This window comes from Bacillus sp. 5w2 (assembly GCF_054353775.1).
This window is the reverse complement of record NZ_JBTIWT010000003.1, coordinates 270179-289712: the sequence shown is the minus strand read 5'-3', so window position 1 is coordinate 289712 and position 19534 is coordinate 270179. Positions and strand designations below refer to the sequence as shown.

Below are 19534 nucleotides of genomic sequence, written 5' to 3'. Positions count from 1 at the left end.
ATATTAAAATAAAGACAGAAAGTTAAGCGGTTACAAAAGTTTTTGGGATTATAAACTTAGGGGGAAATGAAAAATGGGAACGATCGTATGTCAAGATTGTGAAGGTACAATTGCACACTTCGAGGATGAAAAAGTAACGGTACTTTACGGGAAATGTGGATCTTGCGGATGTGATCACACAGAGCATACAAAAGCCCAATAATTAATAGGAAATGGACAACTAAAAGTTTTTAGGACCATAAACTTAGGGGGAAATGAAAAATGGGAACAATCGTATGCCAAGTATGTGAAGGAACAATCGGTCATTTTGAAGATGAAAAAACGACAGTGCTTTACGGGAAATGTGGTACAAATTGTGAATGTGCTAAAAGAGACAAGGCGAAAGCTTAATTATAGATAAGTAGATTATTATTAAAACTCAGGGGGAAATGAAAAATGGGAACAATCGTATGCCAAGTATGTGAAGGAACAATCGGACATTTTGAAGATGAAAAATCAACAGTACTATACGGGAAATGTGGATCTCATTGCGAATGTGACCATAAAGAACATACAAAAGCTTAAATAAGAAAAAGCGCCTACATATGTAGGCGCTTTTTTAATAAATTGTAGTTGTATTGCCAACAGTTGCAACGATTGCATCATCTCTAATTGGAATAAATCCTATCGATGTCTGTGGAGTGCTAGGAGAGGCGTAGTGGCTCATGAGACGGCTATCAATACGGGTAATAGTATCGGTCAAGAAAGCTGAAATAAAAGCGTAAGGGACTCGTCGTTCATTTAGTGAGTATATAATTTCCTCTTTTGTTTTCACACCTACGCCATGTCCGTAAAAAAAGAAATTTCCTAAATAGATTGTATTTTCTCCTTGCCACTCGATTGTAGCTGGATTCACTTGTGGATTTTTAAAATAAACGAGGTCACCTGGAACAAGATCGCCACCCGTTTTTGTTATGAGCTTTAAATCTTGATCGTAGTCCCACGTATATAGTAAAAGGTTTGCAAAGAGACGGTTGAAAGTTTCTTCCTCATACAATGATAGTAAAGCTTTGTAAAAAATAATAATCATAGCGGTGGCACATTCAGTTCCATATAGTTTTCCGTTTTTGAAAATATCTTGTATGGCAATGGAAGGGGGTATGTTTGGAAGGAGCTCGAACCCTCCAAGTGACGTTCTTTTCCAATACTGAGGGTTGCAAAAGGATTGTTGAAATGTGCGAAACTGAAATCCACTTTGAAAAAGTTCTAATGCAGAAGTAATAATATTAACGCGCAAATTTAGATCAAAGCTGAGTTCATCAGATGTTCGGAAGGAATAAATTTCTTGATTTCCTGCCATTATCGATAAAATTTGTTGTTTCTCAGCTGCAAATGGCTCATATTCATTTGTGATATAAGGATGTACAATAGAACGGCCTATTACAATCATAATAGTATCCCCACCTATACGTTACATTACTTAATATCGTATGAGAAAAGGGAAAAAGGGTGAAAGAAAAGCCTATCAACTGATAGGCTTGTACTCTTTAATCACACGTAAAGTTTGTAATGTCATATCTTCAGGACCTTGTACAGGTAAACCTGCTTCTAAGTTTTTACGAATATACTCTAAGTTATCTTGTGTAATAATTTCCCCCGGAGTAAAGATTGGAATCCCTGGCGGATAAACCATAACGAAATCAGCTATAATACGACCTGCTGCATTTTCAAATGGAATGACTTCTGTTTCCGAATAAAAAGCATCTCGAGGAGAAAGTGCTAGCACTGGTATTTCTGGAATTTCTACTTGTATTTGAACACCTTTATCGGCTTGATTTCTAAATGTTGCTGCTAAATCTTGTAATGCTGCAATAAGTGTATTTGTCTCACTTTCTGTATCTCCGAAAGTGACAAGACATAGTATGTTGTATAAATCTGAGAGTTCTACTTCAATGTTATATTGCTCTCTAAGCCATACTTCAGCCTGATGGCCTGTAATACCTAAATCTTTTACAGATACAATTATCTTTGTAGGATCATAGTTAAAAGTAGCATCCGTACCTAACATTTCTTTCCCAGGACAGTAAAGATGCTCAATATCATTTATAGCATCACGAACTTGTTCTGCTAATTGTATTGTTTGTTCTATGAGTGCTGTTCCTTCTGTAGCAAGACGTTTTCTAGCAACATCTAGGGATGCTAACAAGATGTAAGAAGTTGATGTAGTCGTAAGCATGCTAATAATAGATTGAACATGTTTTACGTTCACAAGCCCTTCCTTCACATTAAGAATAGAACTTTGCGTTAAAGATCCTCCTAATTTGTGAACACTTGTTGCTGCCATATCTGCACCGGCTTGCATCGCTGACATCGGCAATTCATCGTGAAAATGAATATGAACACCATGAGCCTCATCAACTAGTACAGGGATATCATAAGAATGTGATAATTGTACAATTTGTTCTAAGTCTGCAGCAAAGCCAAAGTATGTTGGGTTAATAACAAGTAAGCCTTTCGCATCTGAATGCTCTTCAAGTGCCTTTTTGACAGATTGAATTGTAATTCCATGTGAAATACCCAGTTTTGGATCGATTTCAGGATGCATGAAAATCGGTTTTGCACCTGAGAAAATAATAGCTGACATTACTGATTTATGCACGTTTCGTGGCACTAGGATTTTGTCACCAGGACCGCAAACGCTCATCACCATTGTCATTATTGCACCACTTGTACCTTGAATAGAAAAGAAAGTATGATCTGCACCAAATGCAGCTGCTGCTAAATCTTGTGCTTCTTTAATCATACCTTTTGGATGATGTAAATCATCGAGTGGCGCAATATTAATTAAATCAATTGCTAATGCATTATGCCCAATAAATTCGCGAAATGTAGGATCCATGCCCTGTCCTTTTTTATGACCAGGAATATGGAATTGAATTGGATTTCGCTTACTGTGCTCAACTAAAGCGGTAAACAATGGTGTTTCGTATTGGGACAATCTATACACCCCTTCTTTTTCATAATATTTATTAGAGTTTGTTTTATATAATCTTGTTCTAAAAAAGTTAAGTGCTTTTTAGAATGAGACTTGTTTTTCTGCCAATCACAAAAGCGTTTTTGAGATGGTAGGTTCACTTTATTTTCTATAAAACAAAAGCATTATATCACCAATAATTATAGATGTATAGAAAAAAATATTTTTACAGTAAGTATGTTAAATAGTTATTTCCAATTAACTTATAGAGGAAGACAATTCCATCATAAGGAATAAATAGTGTATAATGCAAAGTGGCTATAGTAAAGAAGAAAAAATTTCTTTAAGATAGCATATTGAAATAAGAAGAAATGATAAATGAGGTGCAAAATGGAATATCAATATCCGCTAGATTATGATTGGTCAAATGAGGAAATGGTAGCAATTGTGAAGTTTTATGAAGCAATTGAGAAAGCATATGAAAAAGGAATTATAAGAGAAGAATTAATGGGATTATATCGTCGTTTTAAAGAGATTGTTCCATCGAAAGCAGAAGAGAAGAAAATTGATAAAGAGTTTCAAGAAATAAGTGGGTATTCTATATATCGTGCGATTCAGAGGGCTAAAGAAGTCGAAGAACAAAAGCTTGTGAAAATGTAAAAAATATTTTGAAAAATAAAAACTGAAGTGATATAATGTGATAACAACTAAAAACGGACAATATAAATTGTCCGTTTTCTACTATCGATTACAAAGTGCATATAAAGGAAGGAGTGATTGCATCGTAGATTCAATCTTAGCAAGGAATTGTTCGTTGGTCATTGCTGAAAACTCCTCTGGTGATATATGAATACCAACTAATAATTCTGCTTTTTTCACAGTAGCTAGACGTTCAATCATCTTTTGTAAGTCTTCTGTTTCAAGTGTTTTATGTAATTTTACACTTGGTTTAGTATGGTCAATGGACCAAACGAAGTCATTTGGAATATTTGTTTTTAAATCATTTAAATGTTCTAAGAAGGCGTGAGCCGTCTCCACTTTTTGTGGACACTCATAGATTAAACCAAAGTATATGAAGGCATGAGTACCCCATAACCCAATTTGGAAATGTGGCAGCATTTTATATCCGCGTTTATTTGTTGAAAAAGCAACCCAAGTATCGTTTGGTGGATTGACTTTGCGACGTGCATGTTTTGCTACATGATAAAAAAAGTTCTCATCAGTTTGTTTGGATAAATAAGTTGCAAACTGTTCCCCTAAAGCTTCCAGCTTAGGATGAATGTTCGTTTTAATTGCACTCATTCGTTCTTCGAGACCATCAACTGTAAAGACCTCAAAATCAGTTGACTTGAATGTTTGTAGTGTCATGATTGTTCCTCCAACTCCTATTTTGCTTTTATTTTAGCACAGCTTGTACTATTCATAAAAAAAACAGCACAAAAAAATTTAAATAAAAAAATATAATTTTGTTGCATAGATGATTTATCCAACATAGTATAGTATAAAACAAAAAATCAGAAAATTGAATTAATTCTAGTCCGAGGGCAGACGAATATTGGGAGGAGGCAAATAATATGAGACAGGTGATTAATGCGTTAAAGAGAACAGATGCTGAAAAGAGAATACCGGTGCTACGTTTGGAGCTAGATTATGAATTAGCAACTTTATATGATGCGATGATGGAAAATGATAAACTGAAAAAAGAAGAGTGTGTACAAAAGTTAGAAGTGTTAAGACTTGAAATGATTCGTTTAGAAGCGTAATAATAGTATATGTATAAAAAATTAGTTGGTGCGAACCTTATAAAGGGTTCGTTTTTTCTGTGAACAGTATAGATCGGAGTGTTTAAACATGCAAGAAGTATGGAAAGACATCGATGCACACGCCAAACAGTGGATTCGAGATGCAGGAGAGTTTTTAATGGCATCAATGGAAAAAGCACTTATTATAGAAACGAAATCCAATGCAGCTGATTTAGTAACAAATATGGACCGAGAAATAGAACAGTTTTTAATTGGGAAAATTAAAGAAACATTCCCGAACCATAATATTTTAGGAGAAGAAGGTTATGGAGATGAGGTAAGTTCTTCTGATGGGGTTGTTTGGTTAATTGATCCAATTGATGGCACGATGAACTTTGTTCATCAAAAAAGAAATTTCGCAATTTCAATTGGAATTTATGAGAACGGTATCGGAAAGGTTGGACTTATTTATGATCCAGTTCATGATGAATTATACCATGCGGTAAAGGGAGCTGGAGCATTTTGTAATGAAGTACCAATACCTTTATTGGAAAAAGGAACTGTAGAGCAAGGTATTGTAGCTTTAAATACGATATGGCTTACCGACAATTCATTGCTTAATAAGGAAAGTATGATGGCACTGGTTAAGAAAGCGAGAGGCACGAGATCATATGGCTGTGCAGCGTTAGAGATGGTATACGTTGCAACAGGAAGAATAGATGCATATGTAACGCCGAGATTATCACCATGGGATTTTGGTGGGGGACAGATAATTGTAGAGGAAGTTGGAGGCAAGGTGACAACATTTTCTGGAGCCCCGCTTTCTATCGTAGAGAAGAGCAGTGTATTAGTTGCAAAACCAGGAGTGTACGAAGAGGTGTTACGATTTATAGCGGAGTAACAAAAAAAGTAAGAGGCTATATAAGCGCTTCTTACTTTTTGACGTTATTGCGATTTACGCATTTTTCTTTTTGTTACAAAACCGTATCCAACTGTAACAAATGTGCCGATAATGCAAATAATAATACCGATGGGACTATTTTCAGCAACCATAATACCAATACCGATTAAGAAAATAACACCGATAATTGCAGTTAATAAAAAGCGATATTGAATGTGTTCCATTTCTTCACCCTCCAATCTCATTTTACTTTCACAAAAGTAAGAATACAACTATATTTTCATTCTTGATTTTATTTTGATTGCCATTGTATCCCCTTCGCTCTTATAATAGAGAAGGATTAAAAAGACATTAGGAGTTGGACATGTTGAAAAAACGACAAGATTTACGAAATATAGCAATTATTGCCCACGTTGACCATGGTAAAACAACACTTGTTGACCAGTTATTACGTCAAGCGGGGACGTTCCGTGCGAATGAACATATTGAAGAACGCGCAATGGACTCAAACGATCTAGAAAGAGAACGTGGTATTACAATTTTAGCGAAGAATACTGCGATTCACTATGAAGATAAAAGAATTAACATTTTAGATACACCTGGTCACGCTGACTTTGGTGGAGAAGTAGAACGTATTATGAAAATGGTTGATGGTGTTCTACTTGTTGTTGATGCATATGAAGGTTGTATGCCACAAACACGATTTGTTTTAAAGAAAGCTCTTGAGCAAAACTTAACTCCAATCGTTGTTGTAAACAAAATTGACCGTGACTTCGCTCGCCCTGATGAAGTAGTTGATGAAGTAGTTGACTTATTCATCGAACTTGGTGCAAACGAAGATCAATTAGAGTTCCCAGTTGTATTTGCATCAGCAATGAACGGAACAGCAAGCTTAGATTCAAATCCAGCAAATCAAGAAGAGAATATGAAATCATTGTTTGACACAATTATTGAACATATTCCAGCACCAGTTGATAACAGCGAAGAGCCACTTCAATTCCAAGTAGCACTTCTTGATTACAATGACTATGTTGGTCGTATCGGGGTTGGTCGCGTATTCCGTGGTACAATGAAAGTAGGACAACAAGTTGCATTAATGAAAGTTGATGGAACTGTAAAACAATTCCGTGTAACGAAATTATTTGGTTACATTGGATTAAAACGTCAAGAAATTGAAGAAGCAAAAGCTGGAGATTTAGTAGCTGTTTCAGGTATGGAAGACATTAACGTAGGTGAAACAGTATGTCCGGTTGAGCATGAAGAGGCTTTACCATTATTACGTATTGATGAGCCAACACTACAAATGACATTCCTTGTAAATAACAGCCCATTTGCAGGTCGTGAAGGTAAATTCATTACATCTCGTAAAATTGAAGAGCGTCTTCGTTCACAATTAGAAACAGATGTAAGTTTACGTGTAGATAATACAGATTCTCCTGATGCGTGGATCGTATCTGGACGTGGAGAATTACATTTATCTATCCTAATTGAAAACATGCGTCGTGAAGGTTATGAACTACAAGTATCTAAGCCTGAAGTAATTATTAAAGAAGTTGATGGCGTAAGATGTGAGCCTGTAGAGCGCGTGCAAATTGATGTACCTGAAGAATACACTGGTTCTATTATGGAATCTATGGGTGCACGTAAAGGTGAAATGTTAGATATGGTGAATAACGGAAACGGTCAAGTTCGCCTTACTTTCATGGTTCCAGCACGTGGTTTAATTGGTTACACAACAGAATTCTTAACATTAACTCGTGGTTACGGTATTTTAAACCATACATTCGATTGCTACCAACCAGTACACGCTGGACAAGTTGGTGGACGTCGCCAAGGTGTTCTAGTTTCACTTGAAACAGGAAAAGCATCACAATACGGTATTATGCAAGTTGAAGACCGTGGTGTAATCTTCGTTGAACCAGGTACAGAAGTATATGCTGGTATGATTGTCGGAGAACACACTCGTGAGAATGACTTAACAGTTAACGTTGTAAAAATGAAACAACAAACTAACATTCGTTCTGCGACGAAAGATCAAACTTCAACAATGAAAAAACCACGCTTGATGACTTTAGAAGAGTCATTAGAGTACTTAAACGATGATGAGTTCTGTGAAGTAACTCCAGAATCAATTCGTCTACGTAAAAAGATTCTTGATAAGAGCGAGCGCGAAAGAGCTGCTAAGAAGAAGAAATCTGTAGAAGCGTAAAATAATAGAACAGCTGCCTTTGAAGGGTAGCTGTTTTTTTTATTGTATATATTTTTGGAATATTTACTCTTTTTTGTGGACAGTATTTTTTTTGCGGGTTACTCTTGTATTAAGTACATAAATAAAATTTGTTTTTGTGAGAAAGGGGGATGAATGATGTTAGAAAGAATGTCGTTTTTTGCGAAATTATGTAAAGTTGATGAAAATCCAGAACTAGGGATGTGGTTGCTGTATGGCATCATTGTTATATTAAGTGCACTTGTGTATAATTTAGGTTTTGCAAGAAAACTATCAATAATAAAAAATATAGTGATATATATATCGTTAGCGATTGGGTGTACAGTTTTAACTTTCTTTGCAGTTTTTTTACCTGTTGGAGAGGGGCTTGTTGTAGCGGCAATTGTACTTGGGATTTATAGGTTGCGTTTACGTCAAGCAAGACAACAAAAAGCAGGGTGAGGGGGGGAGTTTTATGCGCTCAGTACAAGATGCATTATATAATTGGTTAACAATTAAAACAGTTGCCGAAGCACGTCCAGATGATCGTGCTGCAAAAGAAACGTATTTGTTATTTCAGAATATGATATATGAGGAACATAAATTAAAGAATGTGGAAGTTAAAAAGAATGAAGAAATGTATTTGATTACATATGAAATGAATGGAGAAAGAAAATCTGCAAGGTTTCCATTAGAAGCTATTGATTGTTTTTTGGATCAAATGAATCGTGAACCTGAAAAATATAAATAAGTCCTTATCTATATGATTAAGGACTTATTTACATTTTACCAATCGTCTTCGACTTTTTTATCACGATATAATCGAAAATTACCACTTGCATGACGTTCCATCGTACGTTCTGCAATTCGTTCCGAACATTCCATGCACATATATGTATGAATAGGGCGATTACGCAGTTTTTTTGCCATAGGATTTTCATCATCTAACATATCTTTTTTATCACAAATCATACATTTGACTCTCATTTCGTCACCTCAATACGAATTCTATCAGTATAAGTATATCATGGAAGTGTAATGTTTTTGAATAATAGCGGGAAAAAATAATATTTTCGCAATTCGAAAAATAAGTTATGATAAGGATATATTAAGTATATTTGGAGGTGGAAATATGGCGAATGTAGTAGAGCCTACATTAACAGATGATTTAGTACAAACGTTACGTAAAGAATGTATTGTTATGGTAGCAACAACAGATTTCGAAAAACAAGTTCCTAACGTAAGTGCTATTTCTTGGGTGTATGCAGTAAGTAAAACTAGTATTCGATTTGCAGTAGATCAACGTTCACGTATTGTGGAAAATATACGGCATAGTACTGGGGTAGTATTGACTATAATGGCGAATGAATCCGTATTTTCCATAAGTGGTGCAGGTGAAATTTTGACTGATAGAATGGAAGGCATTTCTCTAAAATTAACTGTAATAGAAGTAAAGGTACAAGAAGTACGTGATGTTATGTTTTATGGTGCAAAACTTGCAACTGAACCAACATATGAAAAAACATATGATCTTCGGGCAGCAAAAAAGCTTGATAACCAAGTGTTAGTAGGAATGAAAGAATTATAAATGTGATAAATAAGAGAGTCAGTTATGAACTTTTGTAATCAGTTATTGTGATTTTATGTTAATAATTATAATTAAAAGTAATATATTGAATAGAAATGAATAAAAAATAAATAAAAGGTTTAATGGCTATAAATTTCGATTCTACCTCGTTTATACGGTACATATAATTATAACAATGGTTCGTCCATATTTTATGGATGAAACCCTTGTTCTACAAATTTAAAAGTGGAGTCAGGGGGTAACAGGTTGGATAAAATTTATGTGTTAGATACGAATGTACTTTTGCAGGATCCTTTATCTATTTTTTCATTTGAAACCAATGAAGTAGTGATTCCAGCAGTTGTATTAGAAGAGGTTGATTCGAAAAAACGTTATATGGATGAAGTAGGACGAAACGCTCGTTATGTCTCTAAGTTAATAGACAAATTTCGTGAAATAGGAAAGCTGCATGAAAGTATTCCGCTAGAAAACGGCGGTACATTTCGTATTGAGTTAAATCATCGTTCATTTGTTCAATTACAAGATATTTTTGTAGAAAAAACAAATGATAATCGAATTTTAGCAGTAGCAAAAAATCTATCTTTAGAAGAACAAGAAAAAGAGGACGGGAAATCTGTTATTTTAGTAAGTAAAGACGTGCTCGTAAGGGTAAAAGCTGATGCAATTGGTTTGAAGGCGGAAGATTATTTAAGTGATCGTGTAATTGAAGTAGACAATATATATTCAGGATTTTTAGAAGGGTATATATCAAAAGAGCAATTGGATTATTTTTATGAAAAAGGCGAATTGCCTTTATCCGAAATTGCAAATCATCCTTTTTATCCAAATCAGTTTGTAGTAATGAAAGATGCATTAGGGGGATCAAGTTCAGCACTTGGCATTGTGGATCACTTAGGTAAGAAGGTAAAGAAACTTATTTTTCACAATGAACAAGTATGGGGGATACGCCCACGAAATGTGCAGCAAATTATGGGATTAGAATTGTTGCTTCGTGAAGATATTCCGCTTGTAACATTAACGGGGAAAGCTGGTACAGGAAAAACATTACTAGCGTTAGCTTCGGGGCTCATGCAAACGGAAGATTTAGGGCTATATAAAAAACTACTCGTTGCAAGGCCAATTGTTCCAGTCGGAAAAGATATCGGTTATTTACCAGGAGAAAAAGAAGAAAAGTTAAGACCGTGGATGCAACCGATTTTTGATAATCTAGAGTATTTATTTAATACGAAAAAGCCAGGAGAGTTAGATGCTATTTTAGCTGGAATGGGTTCGATTGAAGTAGAAGCTCTTACCTATATACGTGGGAGAAGTATTCCAGATCAGTTCATTATAATTGACGAAGCGCAAAATTTAACGAAGCATGAAGTGAAAACGATATTAACGAGGGTAGGAGAAAAAAGTAAAATCGTATTGATGGGAGATCCTCAGCAAATTGATCATCCGTATTTGGATGAATATAATAACGGTTTAACATATGTTGTAGAGAAGTTTAAAGAGCAACGTATTAGTGGTCATGTAAAGTTTGTTAAAGGGGAGCGATCTAATTTAGCTCAACTAGCAGCAGATTTATTATAAAAGGAGTGAGCCTTGGCTCACTCCTTTTTCTTCCAAGTATACATTTTAAATCATTGTAAATTTACGGATGTTACGGATTGGATTTTGTCTATTAGATCCATCATTGTAATATAGATGAACAGGTCCATCCTCTTTTAATGGTTTTCCTTCTTTTGAAAAACCAAGAATAGCATTTTTGACAGTTTCTAATGGAAGCGTTATTGTATCGTCTACTGTTTCGATCTCGACTTGCGTAGCGTCCTCTAAAATTTCGGCGTTAGCAAGAAATGGATGAAATGGTATACCAAATGTCCCGGTAATCAGTTGTTCTTTTTTATATTTCTTTACACTTTGTTGTATTGGCGGGAAGGCAGCACCATCACGGATTTCACGATCCCAATGTTCTGAAGTGTTTTTTAAGTAAGCTTCTAGTTCAGACGTGTTTTCTCTCGTTTCATCAAAGTAAGTTGTCAAATCTACTTTTCGATCATCAAAGATCCAAACGGTTGGATCGATAGTGATTGGAAAACGAACTTTTCCATTAATAAATAAAATTTCGCTCATTGTTGTTCCCCCATTTGTGTTATACTCCCACTTTTCAGTATAATAGTATTAGACACGGTTGTCACAAAAAATGTTTCTATTGCAATTTATTAAAACTATCGCTAATATTAATAGATATGAGAGAGTAGGACGGAAACGGAGGGAATCAATTTGGCGTCTGAGACAGTATCAAATCATCAGGAAAAGGCACTAGCCCTTCTACAAGCGGATGCGGAGAAGATTTTAAGACTTATTAAGGTGCAAATGGACCATCTTACAATGCCGCAATGTCCATTATATGAAGAAGTGTTAGACACGCAAATGTTTGGACTATCCCGCGAGGTCGATTTTGCAGTTCGCCTTGGTCTTATTGCAGAAGAACAAGGGAAGGCAATGTTAGGAGAGCTTGAACGTGAGTTATCTGCACTTCATGAAGCATTTACAAACAAACAACAATAACGGGTTCAAATAAGGGGGCTCAAACTGAAAAAGTTTGGGCTTTTTATTTGTATAATAAAGCAGGAAGAATCAATGTACATATGGAATACAACAATAATTAAATTGGAACAGAGAGAGGAAATGAAATGAAAAGAGTATGGAAATCAATGGATTATTCATTATTACTTCCTCTTGTTATCTTATGTGTGTTGGGAGTTATAATGGTATATAGTTCTAGTTCCATTGTCGCGATTTCATCGAAATATAACTGGCCAGCAGATTACTTTTTTAAAAAACAATTAGTTGCTCTTGCTATTGGAACGGTAATGCTTGTGATTGTCGTTATAATCCCTTACAAATTTTGGAAGAAAAAAATAGTTCTTACAGCGATGGGGTTAGGGAGTATTGGCTTACTAACAGCAGCTTTCCTTTTCGGTAAGGTAATCAATGGTGCAAAAGGGTGGATACTAGGTATACAACCAGCTGAGTTTGTAAAAATAGCAGTTATTATTACGCTAGCAAGTTTTTTTGCTAAGAAACAAGAGAGGCAAACCCCTTTTTTCCAAGGGATAATACCTCCCCTATTTGTTGTCGGTGGATCGATGGTATTAATTTTATTACAAAATGACTTAGGGACTGACATATTAATAGGTGGAACAGTGTTAATTATGTTCTTCTGTTCAGGAGTTAATGTTAACTTATGGATAAAAAGATTTTTATTAACATCTGTCGTGTGGATTCCGGCGTTGTATTTTATCGGAACCTATAAATTAAGTGACTACCAAAAAGCTCGATTTTCAGTTTTTCTTGATCCATTTAGTGATCCGCAAAAGGATGGATTTCAATTAATAAATTCGTTTATTGGAATTGCTTCAGGTGGGTTAAATGGTAGAGGATTAGGAAATAGTATACAAAAGTATGGCTACTTACCAGAGCCACAAACGGATTTTATTATGGCAATTATATCTGAAGAACTAGGTTTTGTAGGTGTAGCTATCATTTTAATCTGTTTATTACTTATTATCATTCGCTCGTTTAGAGTGGCACAAAAATGTAAAGATCCATTTGGAAGTTTAATTGCGATCGGAATCGCAAGTTTAATTGGAATACAAACTTTTGTTAATGTTGGTGGTATGTCTGGATTAATACCGCTTACAGGAGTACCTTTACCGTTTATTAGTTATGGTGGTAGTTCCTTATTGGCTAATCTAATCGCGATGGGTATATTATTAAATATTGCTAGTCATGTAAAACGACAAGAGAAACAACAAAATGAGATAACGAAAGAAAGAGAGCAAGATGGACCACGTCTTGTAGTTGTAAAATAAAAAACACATTGTGCTTTAGAGCATGATGTGTTTTTTATTTTTAAATATGATGTATTAATTTCTCTTTTAGTTAAAAGATATATCACATTAAGTTTAATGTGATATACAATTAAGTTGTTAGAAAAGGAAGAGGTATGCTATACTATTTTTGTGAAACAAATTGATCAGAAAACTTATCATTTGTTAAAAAATAAGGTATGATGGATAAAAATAAAGTGAAGCTTTCTAAGTATAATATAATATGGAAAGTGAAGAACTTCACGCTCTTTATGGTGTGTATATATTTTATCTCTAGAGTGGTAGGAAAGTAGAGGGGGAAAATCATGACAAAGCTGCAACGTATTCAAAAAGTATTGGTAGCTAACCGTGGAGAGATTGCAATTCGTGTGTTTCGAGCTTGTTCGGAACTTGGATTAAAAACAGTTGCAATCTATTCTAAAGAGGATAGTGGTTCTTATCATCGTTATAAAGCCGATGAGTCCTATTTAGTTGGCGAAGGAAAAAAACCAATTGATGCTTATCTAGATATTGAAGGCATTATTGAGATTGCAAAAAGTAATCATGTAGATGCAATTCACCCTGGATATGGTTTCTTGTCAGAAAATATTCAATTCGCAAAACGTTGTGAAGAAGAAGGGATTATCTTTATCGGTCCAAAAAGTAAGCATTTAGATATGTTTGGAGATAAAGTGAAAGCAAGAACACAAGCGCAGCTAGCACAAATTCCAGTTATTCCTGGTAGTGATGGGCCAGTAAATTCAATAGAAGAAGTCGAAGAATTTGCTGAAAAGTTTGATTACCCGATTATTATTAAAGCGTCCCTTGGTGGTGGCGGTCGTGGTATGCGTATTGTACGTGCTAGTGAAGAATTAAGAGAATCGTATAATCGAGCGAAGTCAGAAGCGAAAGCAGCCTTTGGTAATGATGAAGTGTACGTTGAAAAATTCGTTGAAAAACCTAAACATATAGAAGTTCAAATTTTAGCAGATGAAGAGGGAAATGTTGTTCATTTATACGAGCGTGACTGTTCTGTACAACGTCGTCACCAAAAAGTCGTAGAAATTGCACCTAGTGTGTCACTTTCAGATGATTTGCGTCAGCGTATTTGTGATGCTGCTGTTAAGTTAACGAAAAATGTAAATTATTTAAACGCAGGAACAGTAGAATTCCTTGTAAAAGGTGATGAGTTTTATTTCATTGAAGTAAATCCGCGTGTTCAAGTTGAACATACGATTACAGAAATGATCACAGGAGTGGACATCGTTCAATCGCAAATTTTAATAGCTGATGGACATGCATTACATAGCAAAATGGTAGGTGTTCCGAAGCAAGAGGAAGTCGTTGTACATGGATTTGCGATTCAATCTCGTGTAACAACTGAAGATCCGTTAAATAATTTTATGCCGGATACAGGAAAAATTATGGCATATCGATCAGGCGGTGGTTTTGGTGTTCGTCTTGATACAGGAAATAGCTTCCAAGGTGCAGTTATTACACCGTACTACGATTCTTTACTTGTAAAAGTTACAACATGGGCGCTTACTTTTGAACAAGCTGCTGCGAAAATGGAACGTAACTTAAAAGAATTCCGTATTCGTGGTATTAAAACAAATATTCCATTCCTAGAGAATGTAGTAAAACATAAAAACTTCTTATCGGGAGAATATGACACGTCATTTATTGATGCGTCACCTGAACTATTCGTGTTCCCGAAACGTAAAGACCGCGGAACGAAAATGCTAAATTATATTGGTACAGTAACAGTAAATGGTTTCCCAGGAGTAGGGAAAAAGGAGAAACCAATTTTCCCAGATGCTCGTATACCGAATGTATTACACTCAGAGCCGATCCAAAATGGAACGAAACAAATTTTGGATGAGCGTGGAGCGGACGGATTAGTAAAATGGGTACAAGATCAAAAACGTGTACTTTTAACGGATACAACATTCCGTGATGCACATCAGTCATTACTTGCAACTCGTATTCGTACAAAAGATTTACATCAAATTGCAGAGCCGACAGCGAGAATGTTACCGAACCTATTCTCTGCGGAAATGTGGGGCGGTGCAACGTTTGATGTTGCATATCGTTTCTTAAAAGAAGATCCATGGGAACGATTACTAGATCTTCGTGAAAAAATGCCAAATGTTTTATTCCAAATGTTACTTCGTTCTTCAAACGCGGTTGGCTACAAAAACTATCCGGATAATTTAATTCAAAAGTTTGTGGAATGTTCTGCTCAAGCTGGAATTGATGTGTTCCGTATTTTTGATAGCTTAAACTGGGTAGAAGGTATGAGAGTTGCGATTGATGCTGTACGAGATACTGGTAAAATTGCAGAAGCAACAATGTGCTACACAGGAGATATTCATGATCCGTTACGTAGTAAATATGATTTAAATTACTATAAAAATTTAGCAAAAGAATTGGAAGCATCAGGAGCTCATATTTTAGGTATTAAAGATATGGCGGGCTTACTAAAACCAAATGCAGCATATGATTTAGTTTCTGCATTAAAAGAGACAGTGTCGATTCCAATTCATCTGCACACGCACGATACGAGTGGAAATGGTATATTAACGTATACGAAGGCAATTGAAGCAGGTGTTGATATCGTAGATGTAGCAGTGAGTTCTATGGCTGGTCAAACGTCACAACCAAGTGCGAACACGCTATATTATGCGTTAGGTGGAAATGAAAGACAGCCAGACGTTAATATAGATTCATTAGAAAAATTATCTCATTATTGGGAAGATGTACGCAAATACTACGCACCGTTTGAAAGTGGTATGAATGCTCCTCATACAGAGGTATATATGCACGAAATGCCAGGCGGACAGTATAGTAATCTACAACAACAAGCGAAAGCGGTTGGCTTAGGAGATCGCTTCGATGAAGTGAAAGTAATGTACCGTCGTGTGAATGACATGTTTGGCGATATTGTTAAAGTAACGCCATCATCTAAAGTTGTCGGTGATATGGCATTATTTATGGTTCAAAATCACTTAACAGAACAAGATGTTTTAGAGCGTGGGCATTCTATGGACTTTCCAGGATCTGTTGTTGAAATGTTCTCAGGAGATTTAGGACAACCGTATGGTGGTTTCCCGAAAAAGTTACAAGAAATTATTTTAAAAGGGAAAGAGCCATTAACAGTAAGACCAGGTGAATTATTAGAACCAGTAGATTTCGACGCGTTAAAAGAAGAGCTATTCCATAAACTTGGACGCGAAGTGACGATTTTTGATGTAGTTGCATATGCATTATATCCAAAAGTATTTATGGATTACGAAAAAGTTGCTGAGCTTTATGGAAGTGTATCTGTGCTTGATACACCGACATTCTTCTATGGTATGAGACTTGGTGAAGAAATCAATGTGGAAATCGAACAAGGTAAAACATTGATGGTTAAACTAGTATCAATCGGAGAGCCACAGCCAGATGGAACTCGTGTTCTTTACTTGGAGTTTAACGGTCAACCACGTGAGATTGTTGTGAAAGACGAAAGTGTGAAAGCAACAGTGGCACAACGTGTGAAAGGAAACCGTGAAAATCCAAACCACATTAGCGCAACAATGCCAGGAACGGTTATTAAAGTAGTTGTCAAAGAAGGCGATGAAGTGAAAAAAGGTGATTCTATGGCAATTACAGAAGCGATGAAAATGGAAACGACAGTTCAAGCGCCGTTCAATGGTAAAGTGAAGAAAGTATATGTTAACGATGGAGATGCAATTCAGACGGGTGACTTACTTATTGAATTAGATCACTAAAATAGAAAAGAGCTGTGTACATGCAGCTCTTTTTCTTTATTGCAAAAAATACCTTGCCGAATCGGCAAGGTATTTTAATTTAACTTTATTTTGTTTGTTTAGAAGTTGTTTCAGCTTCTTTTGCATTGACTTTACTTCTTGTACCTAACATAACTAAATAGCATAGTACAGCAAACAAGCAAGAAATGAATAGCGAATGTAATAATGCCATTGCTAAACTAGCATTTGTAAATACGACTAAAATTCCTACTATAGCTTGAAGTGTAACAAGGATAAATGAAATGATCCATCCCCAGTATACGACAGGCTGCTGCTTGTAATGGCGAATAGCGAGAATCATCGCGTATAGTATCCAAGCGAAAATTAACATTGCTGCAACTCTATGTCCCATTTGAACCCACTCATGTAGTTGAGTTGGCATAGGTCTATTTTTGCTACATAAAGGAAAGTCAGGACAGGCTAAGCTAGCTCGTTCGTGACGTACTAAAGCTCCTGTATAGACAACGATATAACAGTAAATTGTTACACCATAAATATGAAATTTCATTTTTTTGTCCATAATGAGTGAACGTGCATCAAATTTCTGGTCAATTTCAAAAATAAGACACGTTAATAAAATGACAGAAGCAAATGAAATTAAGGAAATACCAAAATGGATAGCAAGTACAGCTGGCATTTGTCCCCAAACAACTGCTGCGGCTCCCATTAATGCTTGTGCAACTAAAAATACGAAGGATAAAATTGCTAACGTTTTTGTTTCACGCACATGTTTATAATATTTCCAGGACAAAATACAAAGGAGAGTGACAAGAATTCCTGCTGATCCTGATGTAAGGCGGTGACTTAGTTCAATAATAGTTTCCATTGATAAATTAGATGGAACCAATTCACCGTTACAAAGTGGCCATGATTTACCGCAACCTTGGCCGGAACCTGTTTTTGTAACTAAAGCGCCTCCTAATAAAACTATTAATAAATCAAGACTCGTAATGACTGCTAACCATTTAATAAAGCGTTGCAATCTCTTTCACCATCTTTCTGCTATGAAGTTATTGCGAAATATTTTCATTCCATTATGTATAGAATAAAACGCGCTAGTTCCTATGATATATAAAAAATAATAAAATAGCAAAGAAATGGCGGGGGAAGACAGGGGAGAGAAAATGGGTCTGGAAATAGGATTTACAAGGGAAATTTTAGGTGGAAAATAGGCTATTTTGAAAAGAAATGGGGAGAATACGTGTTAAATGTGACAAAAAAGTTTATTATAGAAGGTAACATCATGTTATGATAAGGATAAGTAAGAATTAGGTTTTTTATATTCGACACAAAAAGTTCATGTTTTCTTCACAAAATGTTCGGGAAATATGATTTAATATATTGGAGTATGGGCGTAGATTAGTAGTAGAATGGGTTAACAGTATCTCTACTGTAATAATATTGCTATATAGAAGCGAATTATTTCATTCAAAATAGGCGCACAAAGAAAGAGGAAAGTTTTAAGAGGGGGTTAAAGTGATGAACCATGCAACAAGTGAGCTGCATGATGAGTCAGCTGTAACAAGTGTACCGGAAACAACTCGGCTACAAGATTTATCAGCGCTCGTTAAAATGGGGATTGTAAACTCAAATACACTTACTGTATTTACAGGATTTTGGTTGGCGTTACACTTTAATGGATTAAGTGTGATGGACAATCTGGATAAGTTATTCTTTACAATCGTTGGTTCTGGATTAATTATGGCAGGGGTATGTTGTTTAAATAATTATATTGATCGAGACATCGATCCGTTAATGGAAAGAACAAAAACCCGTCCAACGGTTACTGGAAAGTATAAACCAGGATTTGCACTTACATTTGGACTAGTTATATTACTTCTTGGATTTGTATTCTTATTATTAACAACACCGATGGCAGTATTAATGGGATTTATTGGTGCTTTCACATATGTTGTCTTATATACTTTATGGACAAAGAGAAAGTATACACTAAATACTGTTGTAGGTAGTATATCTGGAGCAGTTCCACCTTTAATTGGATGGGCAGCAATTGATCCATCTTTAGGCCATCCAATTGCTTGGATGTTATTTTTAATTATGTTTATTTGGCAAATCCCACATTTCCTCGCATTAGCGATGAAACGTGTTGATGAATATCGAAATGCAGGAATTCCAATGCTTCCTGTAGTTCATGGATTTGAAATTACGAAACGCCAAATTATGATTTGGACAGTATGTTTATTACCACTACCATTTTATATGAGTGGACTAGGGATAACATTTATGGTAATCGCAACATTGCTTAACATCGGATGGATCGTTTTAGGATTTTATGGCTTCCGTAAGCAAGATGACATCAAATGGTCCGTACAAATGTTTGTTTATTCCCTAAATTATTTAACAATCTTATTTGTATCAATGATTGTAGTTACATTCTTCTAAGACAACGACATAATTGGATTTCTTTACGTTGAGATTTACTTTACTTAACTATAAAGTACAATCTAATTC

22 protein-coding genes are annotated in these 19534 nt (G+C 35.5%); 15 read left to right on the top strand and 7 right to left on the bottom strand.

Annotated elements, in window-relative coordinates; translation table 11 throughout:
* Nucleotides 1-73: 73 nt before the first annotated feature.
* From ACXY7N_RS08835 to ACXY7N_RS08825, 3 genes are read left to right on the top strand one after another with little or no spacing between them, the layout of a single operon-like run.
* Entirely contained in the window at nt 74-202 is a 129-nt protein-coding gene (locus ACXY7N_RS08835; protein WP_000536778.1) for a GapA-binding peptide SR1P, read from the top strand.
* Nucleotides 203-261: 59 nt separating this feature from the next.
* Nucleotides 262-390, top strand: coding sequence for a GapA-binding peptide SR1P (locus tag ACXY7N_RS08830; RefSeq protein WP_016086521.1), 129 nt, complete (start codon nt 262-264; stop codon nt 388-390).
* Between the two features lie 45 nt (nt 391-435).
* Nucleotides 436-564: a GapA-binding peptide SR1P gene (locus ACXY7N_RS08825; protein ID WP_000536796.1), complete on the top strand. Its 129-nt coding sequence runs from the start codon at nt 436-438 to the stop codon at nt 562-564.
* Between the two features lie 34 nt (nt 565-598).
* Here ACXY7N_RS08825 and ACXY7N_RS08820 read toward each other — a convergent pair whose 3' ends face one another.
* A complete protein-coding gene (locus tag ACXY7N_RS08820; RefSeq protein ID WP_016086523.1) occupies nt 599-1429 on the bottom strand; it encodes a protein-glutamine gamma-glutamyltransferase in 831 nt (276 codons plus the stop codon).
* A 75-nt stretch (nt 1430-1504) separates the two neighbouring features.
* Nucleotides 1505-2977, bottom strand: a complete 1473-nt coding sequence (speA, locus tag ACXY7N_RS08815) for an arginine decarboxylase (protein ID WP_016086524.1) — start codon at nt 2975-2977, stop codon at nt 1505-1507.
* A gap of 366 nt (nt 2978-3343) precedes the next feature.
* On the opposite strand from speA, the gene ACXY7N_RS08810 reads away from it, so the two are divergent.
* Nucleotides 3344-3613, top strand: a complete 270-nt coding sequence (locus ACXY7N_RS08810; RefSeq protein WP_016086525.1) for a UPF0223 family protein — start codon at nt 3344-3346, stop codon at nt 3611-3613.
* Between the two features lie 81 nt (nt 3614-3694).
* On the opposite strand, the gene ACXY7N_RS08805 is transcribed toward ACXY7N_RS08810, so the two are convergent.
* The gene (locus tag ACXY7N_RS08805; RefSeq protein ID WP_000175087.1) at nt 3695-4321 is read right to left on the bottom strand and encodes a YktB family protein; all 627 of its coding nucleotides are present in this window, start codon (nt 4319-4321) and stop codon (nt 3695-3697) included.
* A gap of 206 nt (nt 4322-4527) precedes the next feature.
* On the opposite strand from ACXY7N_RS08805, the gene ACXY7N_RS08800 reads away from it, so the two are divergent.
* The gene (locus ACXY7N_RS08800) at nt 4528-4716 is read left to right on the top strand and encodes a hypothetical protein (protein WP_001250166.1); all 189 of its coding nucleotides are present in this window, start codon (nt 4528-4530) and stop codon (nt 4714-4716) included.
* Nucleotides 4717-4804: 88 nt separating this feature from the next.
* Complete coding sequence (locus tag ACXY7N_RS08795; protein WP_488592364.1) at nt 4805-5596, top strand: inositol monophosphatase family protein; 792 nt, start codon at nt 4805-4807, stop codon at nt 5594-5596.
* A 44-nt stretch (nt 5597-5640) separates the two neighbouring features.
* Here ACXY7N_RS08795 and ACXY7N_RS08790 read toward each other — a convergent pair whose 3' ends face one another.
* Nucleotides 5641-5820, bottom strand: coding sequence for a DUF5325 family protein (locus ACXY7N_RS08790; RefSeq protein ID WP_000400129.1), 180 nt, complete (start codon nt 5818-5820; stop codon nt 5641-5643).
* Nucleotides 5821-5960: 140 nt separating this feature from the next.
* Here ACXY7N_RS08790 and typA point away from each other — a divergent pair, with 140 nt between their 5' ends.
* The 3 genes from typA (at nt 5961) to ACXY7N_RS08775 (ending at nt 8553) form a co-directional block, all read left to right on the top strand.
* Entirely contained in the window at nt 5961-7805 is a 1845-nt protein-coding gene (gene typA, locus ACXY7N_RS08785) for a translational GTPase TypA (protein WP_000914755.1), read from the top strand.
* Nucleotides 7806-7961: 156 nt separating this feature from the next.
* Complete coding sequence (locus tag ACXY7N_RS08780) at nt 7962-8264, top strand: YlaH-like family protein (protein ID WP_016135268.1); 303 nt, start codon at nt 7962-7964, stop codon at nt 8262-8264.
* A 13-nt stretch (nt 8265-8277) separates the two neighbouring features.
* The gene (locus ACXY7N_RS08775) at nt 8278-8553 is read left to right on the top strand and encodes a hypothetical protein (RefSeq protein WP_001258133.1); all 276 of its coding nucleotides are present in this window, start codon (nt 8278-8280) and stop codon (nt 8551-8553) included.
* A gap of 35 nt (nt 8554-8588) precedes the next feature.
* On the opposite strand, the gene ACXY7N_RS08770 is transcribed toward ACXY7N_RS08775, so the two are convergent.
* A complete protein-coding gene (locus ACXY7N_RS08770; protein ID WP_001995040.1) occupies nt 8589-8789 on the bottom strand; it encodes a YlaI family protein in 201 nt (66 codons plus the stop codon).
* A gap of 145 nt (nt 8790-8934) precedes the next feature.
* Here ACXY7N_RS08770 and ACXY7N_RS08765 point away from each other — a divergent pair, with 145 nt between their 5' ends.
* Nucleotides 8935-9390, top strand: coding sequence for a pyridoxamine 5'-phosphate oxidase family protein (locus ACXY7N_RS08765; RefSeq protein WP_016086528.1), 456 nt, complete (start codon nt 8935-8937; stop codon nt 9388-9390).
* Nucleotides 9391-9636: 246 nt separating this feature from the next.
* Nucleotides 9637-10965 (top strand): PhoH family protein, encoded by a 1329-nt coding sequence (locus tag ACXY7N_RS08760; RefSeq protein WP_000358079.1) that lies wholly within the window; start codon nt 9637-9639, stop codon nt 10963-10965.
* Between the two features lie 45 nt (nt 10966-11010).
* On the opposite strand, the gene ACXY7N_RS08755 is transcribed toward ACXY7N_RS08760, so the two are convergent.
* Nucleotides 11011-11508, bottom strand: coding sequence for a molybdopterin-binding protein (locus ACXY7N_RS08755; protein ID WP_016086529.1), 498 nt, complete (start codon nt 11506-11508; stop codon nt 11011-11013).
* Nucleotides 11509-11658: 150 nt separating this feature from the next.
* Between ACXY7N_RS08755 and ACXY7N_RS08750 the strand changes: the two genes are divergently transcribed.
* The 3 genes from ACXY7N_RS08750 to pyc all read left to right on the top strand — a co-directional run bounded on the left by ACXY7N_RS08750 (nt 11659) and on the right by pyc (nt 17023).
* Nucleotides 11659-11946, top strand: a complete 288-nt coding sequence (locus tag ACXY7N_RS08750; protein WP_000135695.1) for an Fpa/YlaN family protein — start codon at nt 11659-11661, stop codon at nt 11944-11946.
* A gap of 125 nt (nt 11947-12071) precedes the next feature.
* Nucleotides 12072-13253 carry a putative lipid II flippase FtsW gene (gene ftsW, locus ACXY7N_RS08745; protein ID WP_016086530.1) on the top strand — a complete coding sequence of 394 codons (1182 nt, stop codon included), beginning with the start codon at nt 12072-12074 and terminating at the stop codon, nt 13251-13253.
* Nucleotides 13254-13576: 323 nt separating this feature from the next.
* Nucleotides 13577-17023 carry a pyruvate carboxylase gene (pyc, locus tag ACXY7N_RS08740; RefSeq protein WP_016086531.1) on the top strand — a complete coding sequence of 1149 codons (3447 nt, stop codon included), beginning with the start codon at nt 13577-13579 and terminating at the stop codon, nt 17021-17023.
* An 85-nt stretch (nt 17024-17108) separates the two neighbouring features.
* On the opposite strand, the gene ctaA is transcribed toward pyc, so the two are convergent.
* Complete coding sequence (gene ctaA, locus ACXY7N_RS08735; RefSeq protein ID WP_016135266.1) at nt 17109-18044, bottom strand: heme A synthase; 936 nt, start codon at nt 18042-18044, stop codon at nt 17109-17111.
* A 497-nt stretch (nt 18045-18541) separates the two neighbouring features.
* On the opposite strand from ctaA, the gene ctaB reads away from it, so the two are divergent.
* Nucleotides 18542-19465, top strand: a complete 924-nt coding sequence (gene ctaB, locus ACXY7N_RS08730) for a protoheme IX farnesyltransferase (RefSeq protein ID WP_001015062.1) — start codon at nt 18542-18544, stop codon at nt 19463-19465.
* Nucleotides 19466-19534: the final 69 nt, after the last annotated feature.

Excerpts from the sequence above, each read along its gene's own strand:
- ACXY7N_RS08835 (WP_000536778.1), top strand. The coding sequence starts at position 74 with ATGGGAACGATCGTATGTCAAGATTGTGAAGGTACAATTGCACACTTC.
- ACXY7N_RS08830 (WP_016086521.1), top strand. The coding sequence starts at position 262 with ATGGGAACAATCGTATGCCAAGTATGTGAAGGAACAATCGGTCATTTT.
- ACXY7N_RS08825 (WP_000536796.1), top strand. The coding sequence starts at position 436 with ATGGGAACAATCGTATGCCAAGTATGTGAAGGAACAATCGGACATTTT.
- ACXY7N_RS08820 (WP_016086523.1), bottom strand. The coding sequence starts at position 1,429 with ATGATTGTAATAGGCCGTTCTATTGTACATCCTTATATCACAAATGAA.
- ACXY7N_RS08810 (WP_016086525.1), top strand. The coding sequence starts at position 3,344 with ATGGAATATCAATATCCGCTAGATTATGATTGGTCAAATGAGGAAATG.
- ACXY7N_RS08805 (WP_000175087.1), bottom strand. The coding sequence starts at position 4,321 with ATGACACTACAAACATTCAAGTCAACTGATTTTGAGGTCTTTACAGTT.
- ACXY7N_RS08800 (WP_001250166.1), top strand. The coding sequence starts at position 4,528 with ATGAGACAGGTGATTAATGCGTTAAAGAGAACAGATGCTGAAAAGAGA.
- ACXY7N_RS08795 (WP_488592364.1), top strand. The coding sequence starts at position 4,805 with ATGCAAGAAGTATGGAAAGACATCGATGCACACGCCAAACAGTGGATT.
- ACXY7N_RS08790 (WP_000400129.1), bottom strand. The coding sequence starts at position 5,820 with ATGGAACACATTCAATATCGCTTTTTATTAACTGCAATTATCGGTGTT.
- typA (WP_000914755.1), top strand. The coding sequence starts at position 5,961 with ATGTTGAAAAAACGACAAGATTTACGAAATATAGCAATTATTGCCCAC.
- ACXY7N_RS08780 (WP_016135268.1), top strand. The coding sequence starts at position 7,962 with ATGTTAGAAAGAATGTCGTTTTTTGCGAAATTATGTAAAGTTGATGAA.
- ACXY7N_RS08775 (WP_001258133.1), top strand. The coding sequence starts at position 8,278 with ATGCGCTCAGTACAAGATGCATTATATAATTGGTTAACAATTAAAACA.
- ACXY7N_RS08770 (WP_001995040.1), bottom strand. The coding sequence starts at position 8,789 with ATGAGAGTCAAATGTATGATTTGTGATAAAAAAGATATGTTAGATGAT.
- ACXY7N_RS08765 (WP_016086528.1), top strand. The coding sequence starts at position 8,935 with ATGGCGAATGTAGTAGAGCCTACATTAACAGATGATTTAGTACAAACG.
- ACXY7N_RS08755 (WP_016086529.1), bottom strand. The coding sequence starts at position 11,508 with ATGAGCGAAATTTTATTTATTAATGGAAAAGTTCGTTTTCCAATCACT.
- ftsW (WP_016086530.1), top strand. The coding sequence starts at position 12,072 with ATGAAAAGAGTATGGAAATCAATGGATTATTCATTATTACTTCCTCTT.
- pyc (WP_016086531.1), top strand. The coding sequence starts at position 13,577 with ATGACAAAGCTGCAACGTATTCAAAAAGTATTGGTAGCTAACCGTGGA.
- ctaB (WP_001015062.1), top strand. The coding sequence starts at position 18,542 with ATGAACCATGCAACAAGTGAGCTGCATGATGAGTCAGCTGTAACAAGT.